This window comes from Streptomyces sp. NPDC047982 (assembly GCF_043204165.1).
GTDB lineage: Bacteria > Actinomycetota > Actinomycetes > Streptomycetales > Streptomycetaceae > Streptomyces.
In genome coordinates, this window is sequence record NZ_JBIDBS010000025.1 from 103,179 (window position 1) to 110,662 (window position 7,484).

Annotated in this window: 7 protein-coding genes; 5 read left to right on the forward strand and 2 right to left on the reverse strand. The window is 71.8% G+C overall.

Going from position 1 to position 7,484, the window contains the following annotated elements:
- The first annotated feature begins 320 nt into the window (after positions 1-320).
- The 3 genes from ACGF2V_RS26890 to ACGF2V_RS26900 all read left to right on the forward strand — a co-directional run bounded on the left by ACGF2V_RS26890 (position 321) and on the right by ACGF2V_RS26900 (position 4,669).
- Positions 321-1,547 carry an NADP-dependent malic enzyme gene (locus ACGF2V_RS26890; RefSeq protein ID WP_362630685.1) on the forward strand — a complete coding sequence of 409 codons (1,227 nt, stop codon included), beginning with the start codon at positions 321-323 and terminating at the stop codon, positions 1,545-1,547.
- Between the two features lie 445 nt (positions 1,548-1,992).
- Positions 1,993-2,958 carry a zinc-binding dehydrogenase gene (locus ACGF2V_RS26895; protein WP_362630688.1) on the forward strand — a complete coding sequence of 322 codons (966 nt, stop codon included), beginning with the start codon at positions 1,993-1,995 and terminating at the stop codon, positions 2,956-2,958.
- A 322-nt stretch (positions 2,959-3,280) separates the two neighbouring features.
- Complete coding sequence (locus tag ACGF2V_RS26900; protein ID WP_362708926.1) at positions 3,281-4,669, forward strand: cellulase family glycosylhydrolase; 1,389 nt, start codon at positions 3,281-3,283, stop codon at positions 4,667-4,669.
- A 146-nt stretch (positions 4,670-4,815) separates the two neighbouring features.
- Here ACGF2V_RS26900 and ACGF2V_RS26905 read toward each other — a convergent pair whose 3' ends face one another.
- Complete coding sequence (locus tag ACGF2V_RS26905; protein WP_362630693.1) at positions 4,816-5,802, reverse strand: helix-turn-helix transcriptional regulator; 987 nt, start codon at positions 5,800-5,802, stop codon at positions 4,816-4,818.
- Position 5,803: 1 nt separating this feature from the next.
- Entirely contained in the window at positions 5,804-6,751 is a 948-nt protein-coding gene (locus tag ACGF2V_RS26910; RefSeq protein ID WP_362708923.1) for a DUF4097 family beta strand repeat-containing protein, read from the reverse strand.
- 202 nt (positions 6,752-6,953) lie between these two features.
- Here ACGF2V_RS26910 and ACGF2V_RS26915 point away from each other — a divergent pair, with 202 nt between their 5' ends.
- Together ACGF2V_RS26915 and ACGF2V_RS26920 are read left to right on the forward strand one after the other, a co-directional pair.
- On the forward strand, positions 6,954-7,229 hold the full coding sequence (locus ACGF2V_RS26915; RefSeq protein WP_362630699.1) for a hypothetical protein: 276 nt from the start codon (positions 6,954-6,956) through the stop codon (positions 7,227-7,229).
- Between the two features lie 147 nt (positions 7,230-7,376).
- Positions 7,377-7,484: helix-turn-helix domain-containing protein (locus ACGF2V_RS26920; protein WP_392913351.1), on the forward strand; the 108-nt coding region annotated here is incomplete at its 3' end.

A 7,484-nucleotide genomic window follows, 5' to 3' on the forward strand; every position in this document is an offset into this window, starting at 1 on the left:
GCGTGCCGGAGGATCCCCGGTGTGTCCCGGCCAGTGGCTGTCGTGCGTCGATCGGCTGAGTTTGTCCCGGTTTCTGACTATGAGTCGTGTCACCGCGTGGTCATGAACTCGTCCGTAATGCGGTCCGTCCGGTAAGAAAGACCTTTACACCCCTCATCCGGGGCTCAGGGCGCGTGTGCGGCGCGCCCCGCGCGTATGTATCTCCCCCCTGCCGGGGCGGGCCAACCGCCGGGCGCAGGGTGCGTACGCGGTGCCCGCCCACCCCTCCTCAACCAGGAGTGGCCACCCTCAAACGATGAAAGACTTAAGGGGTCAACACCATGGCAGCGGAGATCGTGAATCCTCGCAGCGACAGCACCACCGACAGCAGTACCGGCAACAGCGCCACCGATGAGCCGTTCGATCCGGCCTTCGCCCTGCACCGCGGCGGCAAGATGGCCGTGCGGGCCACCGTTCCCGTCCGCGACAAGGACGACCTCTCCCTCGCGTACACGCCGGGCGTCGCCAAGGTGTGCAGCGCCATCGCGAAGAACCCGGAGCTGGTCCACGACTACACCTGGAAGTCGCAGGTCGTGGCTGTCGTGACGGACGGCACCGCGGTCCTCGGCCTCGGCGACATCGGACCCGAGGCGTCCCTGCCCGTGATGGAGGGCAAGGCGATCCTCTTCAAGCAGTTCGGCGGCGTCGACGCGGTGCCGATCGCGCTCGGGACCACCGACGCGGACGAGATCGTCGAGACCGTCGTCCGGCTCGCCCCGTCCTTCGGCGGCGTGAACCTGGAGGACATCTCGGCACCGCGCTGCTTCGAGATCGAGCGCAAGCTCCAGGAGCGGCTCGACATCCCGGTCTTCCACGACGACCAGCACGGCACCGCGGTGGTCACCCTCGCGGCCCTGCGCAACGCGGCGAAGCTGTCCGGCCGCGACCTCGGCGACCTGCGCGCCGTCATCTCCGGCGCCGGCGCGGCCGGGGTGGCCATCGCGAAGTTCCTGCTGGGGGCGGGGCTCGGCGACGTCGCCGTGGCCGACCGCAAGGGCGTGGTCAGCCGGGACCGCGAGGACCTGACGGCCGTCAAGCGGGAGCTGGCCGAGATCACCAACCGGGCCGGGATCTCCGGCACGCTGGAGAGCGCGCTGGCCGGTGCGGACGTGTTCATCGGCGTCTCCGGCGGTACGGTGCCCGAGGCGGCCGTCGCGTCGATGGCGCCCGGCGCATTCGTCTTCGCCATGGCCAACCCGAACCCCGAGGTCCACCCCGACATCGCGCACAAGTACGCGTCCGTCGTGGCGACCGGGCGTTCGGACTACCCGAACCAGATCAACAACGTGCTGGCCTTCCCGGGCATCTTCGCGGGCGCCCTCCAGGTGCGGGCCTCCCGGATCACCGAGGGCATGAAGATCGCCGCGGCGAACGCGCTGGCGGACGTCGTGGGTGACGAGCTCGCGGCGGACTACGTGATCCCGTCGCCGTTCGACGAGCGCGTGGCACCCGCGGTGACGGCCGCCGTGGCCGCCGCGGCGCGCGCGGAGGGTGTGGCCCGGCGCTGAGTGCGGTGCCGGGGCGGGGCGGAGCGGGGCCTTTTCGCGGCCTGGGGCCGTTCGGGACGGGCCTCGCTCGGGCCGGGCCTGAGCCGGGGCAGGGGTCCCTTGAGGGCCGGGGTCTGAGCCGGGGCCGGGGTCCGTTCGGGGGCGCGGGCCCCAGCCGGGATCGGGCCCCGTTCAGGGCCGGGAGCCGAGCCGTGGTCCGGGGGCTGTGACCCCGTGGCTGTAGCGGTGGTCGCGGCGCCGGGTCGGGGGCCGGCGCCGAGGCTCTGGTAGGGCAGGGCGGGCTGATGCGGGTTCCCGGATGCGGGGTGCGTCTTGGGCGGGCCTGCTCCCCGCCCGCCCCCTTTCCCGCGTTCCTCCGGGTGTGCGCAGTTGTGCCGGGCGGCGCGGCGCGCGTCACACCGGCGGCCGGTTACGCAGCCCCGCGCCCCGGCCTATCGTCGGGGCCATGTTCGCCGCCTACGCATCCCGCATCGACCGCGACCGCCCCCTCGACGGCCTCGAACTGGGTGAACGCCCCGCCCCCGAGGCGCGCCCCGGCTGGACCACCGTCAAGGTGAAGGCCGCCTCGCTCAACCACCACGACCTCTGGTCCCTGCGCGGGGTCGGCCTCGCCGAGGACAAGCTGCCGATGATCCTCGGCTGTGACGCGGCCGGGACCGACGAGGACGGCAACGAGGTCGTCCTGCACTCCGTCATCGGCCAGACCGGGCATGGCGTCGGCCCGAAGGAGCCCCGCTCCATCCTCACCGAGCGCTACCAGGGCACCTTCGCCGAGCAGGTCTCCGTCCCCAGCTGGAACGTGCTGCCCAAGCCGAAGGAGCTGACCTTCGAACAGGCCGCCTGTCTGCCGACCGCCTGGCTCACCGCGTACCGGATGCTCTTCACCAACGCCGGGGTGCGCCCCGGCGATTCGGTTCTCGTCCAGGGCGCGGGCGGTGGCGTCGCCACCGCCGCGATCGTGCTCGGCCGGGCAGCAGGGCTGCGGATTCACGCCACCAGCCGCGACGCGGCCAAGCGCGAGCGCGCCGTCGAACTCGGCGCGGTCGCGGCGTACGAGCCCGGCGCGCGGCTGCCCGAGCGCGTCGACGCGGTCATCGAGACCGTCGGCGCCGCCACCTGGTCCCACTCGGTGAAGTCGCTGCGCCCCGGTGGCACATTGGTGATTTCGGGCGCGACCAGCGGCGACCGGCCCTCGCACGCCGAGCTGACCCGGATCTTCTTCCTGGAGCTGAAGATCGTCGGCTCGACCATGGGTTCCAAGGACGAGCTGGAGGACCTTCTGGCGTTCTGCGCGACCACCGGTGTGCGGCCGGTCATCGACGAGGTGCTGCCGCTGGACCGGGCCCGCGAGGGGTTCGAACGCCTGGCGTCGGGCGACCAGTTCGGAAAGATCGTGCTCACTTGCTCTTGAGGTGTACGGGGTGACCTGCTCTCATCTGGGCATGCCAAAAATGATACCTGCGGTAACACCAGGACGGTCGGGCGTACGTGACCGGGCGTCGCACTTACGGAACCGGGCGTCGGGCTTACGCGACCGGGCAAGGAGGCTGTGGCGGGCGCGGGGGCGGGCCGCGGCGCCCGCGCTGCGGACGGGGCCGGAGTCGACGTGCGAACCAGGGCCGCGAGCGGAATCGCTGCGCGGACCGGGACCGGGGCGGGGGTCGGCCCGGACACCGGTGCCGAGGAGGGCGCGGGCGTGGAGGGCGCGTGCCCTCGTCCCGGCCGTCACTTCGGTGGTCGCCTCGTTCGTGCTCGCGGCGGGGTCACTCGCGCCCGCCGCCGAGGCGCGCCCCGCGTCACCGGACCGTTCCGGTACGCACCGGTCCGCCGACGGCATCCCCCGCCTCACCGACGACCAGGGGCGTGTCCTCACCCTGCGCGGCTGGAGCTTCGCGGACAAGGCGAACAGCGGCGACCAGGCCCTGATGGGCATCACCGAGAAGCACTTCCGCGACCTGCGTGCCAAGGGCTTCAACCTCGCCCGCCTGCTCATCTTCTGGGACGACCTGGAGCCGCGCCGGGGCCACTACAGCGCCGCGTATCTGCGCCGGATCGACCGGATCCTGGACTGGGCGCGGAAGTACGACATCCAGGTGCTCATCGACGCCCACCAGGACGTCTTCGGCCCGGCGTTCGGAAGCCGCGGCATCCCGGCGTGGGCGACCCGCACCGACGGGCTGCCCTTCACCCCGCACCCCGACGACTGGTTCTCCGAGTACTTCGAGCCCGCCGTGCAGCGCGCCTTCACCCATCTCTACGAGGACCCCGACCTCCAGCGCGCCCAGGCGCGGATGTGGCAGGTGCTCGCCGCCCGCTACGCGCACCACCCCGCCGTCCTCGGCTACGACCTGATCAACGAGCCGATGGGGGAGATGCGGGAGGGGGAGGACCTGGCGACGGCCGCCCGCCGCATCGAGGCCCAGCAGATCACCCCGATGTACAACAGGCTGGCCCGCGCGATCCGTTCGGTCGACCGCTCCACCTGGCTGTTCGTCGAACCCACCCCCATCGTCGGCGAGGGCGTCCCCACCGGGCTGGGGGCCGTGGCGGACCGGCGGACCGTCTACGCGCCGCACTTCTACAACGCCGCGATGGAGGCGGGGGGCGACTACGACCCGTCGGCCGGCTGGGTCGAGGCGTACGAGGCCGCCGTCACCCAGTATCCGGCGCGGTACCGCGTCCCGGTCTTCGTCGGCGAATGGGGCCCGCTCAACAACACGCTCCCGAACATGGGCCGCTTCTACCGGGACGCGATGTCCTCGCTGAGCCGCTACAGCTCCGGCTGGGCCGGGTGGGTGTGGTGCTACGGCGGCGGATACTGCGCCCTGGACGCCTCCGGCGCCTTCGCGAAGAACAAGGAGCGCACCGCCACGCCGTACGCGCCCGCCGTCGCCGGGACCGTCCACTGCGACACGTACGACGACACCACCGGCATCTACCGGCTCACCTATACGGCGGGCCGACGCGGCGTCACGGAGGTCTCCCTGCCGTCGGCGACCGGGGCGTGGCGGATCTCGGTGACCGGTGAGGCAAGGGCCCGCAGGGACGGGGGCAACGTCCTGGTCCGGGCCCGGCCGGGCGCTCGCGTCACGGTCACGCTGGCCCCGGCGGAGCACGGCTGAGCATTCTTCGAGCCCCTGCGTCAACCACGTTGACGCAGGGTTGCGCCCACCTGCGTTTCGGCCTCTCCTCGTCCGTCCGTCCGTCCGGCCCGCCCTTGCCCGCCGGTTCGCCGCTGCGGCGGGACTCCTCCCGCGGCCCCGGCGGTTCACCCCTCCTTGCCGTCGTTCTTGCGCAGCAGCGCCCCGATGTGGGCCGCGGCCGTCGACAGATGGCGGCGGGCCTCCGTCAGCTGGTCCTCGGTGACGCCGTGGTCGCGGGCGGCGTCGCGGACGTCGTCGCGGAAGCGGTCCAGCAGCCGCTCCAGATCGCGGGCCGGATCGCCGGAGCCCACGGCGTCCCGTCCCCACTCGGGTTCGGCGCCGGCGGGTTCCGGCTTGGTGTACGGGGGCCAGGTGCCCGTCCTGGCGAAGGTGCCGAGCTGGCCGGTGATCTCGGCCAGCCCTTCCCGTACCCCGGAGGGCCAGTCGCCCCGCGCGAAGTGCTCCTGGACGTGGCGGGCGGCGTTCTGCATCTGCTCGCGTGCCCTGTCCTGGGCCTCCTTGGCCTGGCGGCGGGCCTGCTGAGCCTCCTCGCGCGCCCGGCGTGATTCGTCCTTCGCCCGGCGGGCCTGCTCCTTCCACTCCTGCTTGGCCCTGCGCAGCTCCTCCTTCACGGCCCCCCACGACTCCTTGTCGCCGAGGTCCGCGAAGTCGCCGAACGGGAAATCCCGGTCACCCTTGCGGCCGGCGGAAGCGGTCCGGCCCTGTCTGGTCTCCTGCGCCGCGGCGCGCATCTCGCTGCGCAGCTTGCCGGCCGCGCCGCGTACGTCGTCCCTTATCTCGGCGGCCAGTTCGCAGACGGAGTCCCTGATCTCCTCCTCCAGGTCGGCCAGTTCACCGGTACGGCCCGCCAACTCGGCGCGGCCCGCGTCGGTGATCGAATAGACCTTGCGCCCGCCCTCGGTGGCATGCGTGACGAGCCCCTCGGCCTCCAGTTTGGCGAGCCGCGGATAGACCGTGCCCGCCGACGGCGCGTACAGGCCCTCGAAACGCTCCTCCAGGAGGCGGATCACCTCGTAACCGTGGCGCGGGGCCTCGTCGAGCAGCTTCAGCAGATAGAGGCGGAGGCGGCCGTGGGCGAATACGGGCGGCATGTCAGAGCACCTTTCCGGTCGGCTCGGTGGCGGTCGGCCCGGAGGCGGGAGGCTCTGTGGCGGGAGGCTCGGGGGCGGGAGGCTCTGTGGCCGGAGGATCGGACGCGGCCGGGCCGGCTCCGTACGGATCGTCCTCGGGCGCCGGGCGGCGCAGCAGGGCGATCGAGCCCGAGACCGTCGTCGCCCGCAGCTTCCCGGTCCCGGCGCCGAGGGTGCCGGTGATCTTCTTCGCGCCCCACTGGCCGCTGACCCGCAGGTCCTCGAAGCCGTTGGACACGGTGCCGCTCGCGGTGTTCGCCTCGACCGTGGCGTCCGCCGGATGCGGCAGCCGGATCGCGATCTCGCCGGACACCGTGGTCATCCGGACGTCCGTGGGTTCCCCCGACGGATCCAGGTCCAGCACCATGTTGCCGCTGACCGACTCCGCACGGACCGAGGCCCCGGACCCCTCGACGACCGTCAGATCGCCCGACACCGTGTGGAAGCGCAGCGCGCCGGTGACCGACTGGGCCTCCACGCTGCCGGACACCGTCTCGGCCCGGACCGGGCCCGAGAGCCCGACGAGCGTCGTGTCACCGCTGACTCCCCGTAGCTCCGTACGCCCACCGATCCCGGACAGCACCGCCCCGGCGCCGACCACGCCGACCGCCACCGCCGTCCCGGCCGGCACGGCGAGGGACACGACCGCGCTGCGGTTCCAGCTGGTGCGGTCGAACAGCTTGAGGAAGTCGTTCCACGGCAGGCCCTCGTACGCGACCGTGAGGGCGCCGTCTTCATGCGTCACGATCAGTGGCGGGCCCTCGATCTCGGAGATCTCCAGCCGGGCGGTCGGCTCGTCGGTGCCGACGACGTTGACGGCGCCCCCGACGATCCGCACGTCGAGCGAGGTGACGGGGGCCTCGAAGGTCAGTTTCTGGGGCTCGGCGATGGCCCATGTCGACACGGGCATGGATCTGGCCTCCCGGGTAACGCGGAATGACGCAACATATCGCGTCTCTGTGTAGTCACGATATATCGCGGACCCGGGAAGTCAAGGGGAAGCCGGGGAGAGGTGCCGCCGTGGCGCCGGGTGACGGCGCGTGCGGCGCGGTCGGCGGTCGGGATCGGCGCCCGCAGGAAGGTGTCCGGCTGGTGATCGCCATCATGGGGACATGGCCAACCCGAACCTGACCACCGGCATTGTCTGGCGACTCCACCACAGCGACCAGGAGATCGCCCGGCTGACCGTGACCGGCACCGACATGCCCTGGACCCACGCCGAAGTCGAGACGCTTCCCGGCTTCGAAGAGTTCCGTCCCCTCTTCGCCGCGCAGGAGCGGGCTGTCGACGAAGAGGACTGGGCACAGGCCGATGCCTGCTACACCCAGATCCGCAGTGCGCTCACCATGACGTTTCCCGACGGCAGCCCGGTCGCCGAATTCATCTGATTCCTCCGTGGATACTCCGCCCTTCAGGGCGGAGAGGAAACGGACTCCTGTGGAGCAGGGCAAGGGCTGCGATTCGCCGCCAGGGCGGATCGTAGTGCTCTGACCAGCAGATTTGATCTTCACGTGTGGGCGCATTAGTTTGTGAGCATGACCGTGAGCCGTGTGAAGCGGGCGTTCAAGTACCGCTTCTGTCCGACCGATGCGCAGGCAGCTGAGCTGTCGCGCACGTTCGGATGTGTGCGGAAGGTCTACAAC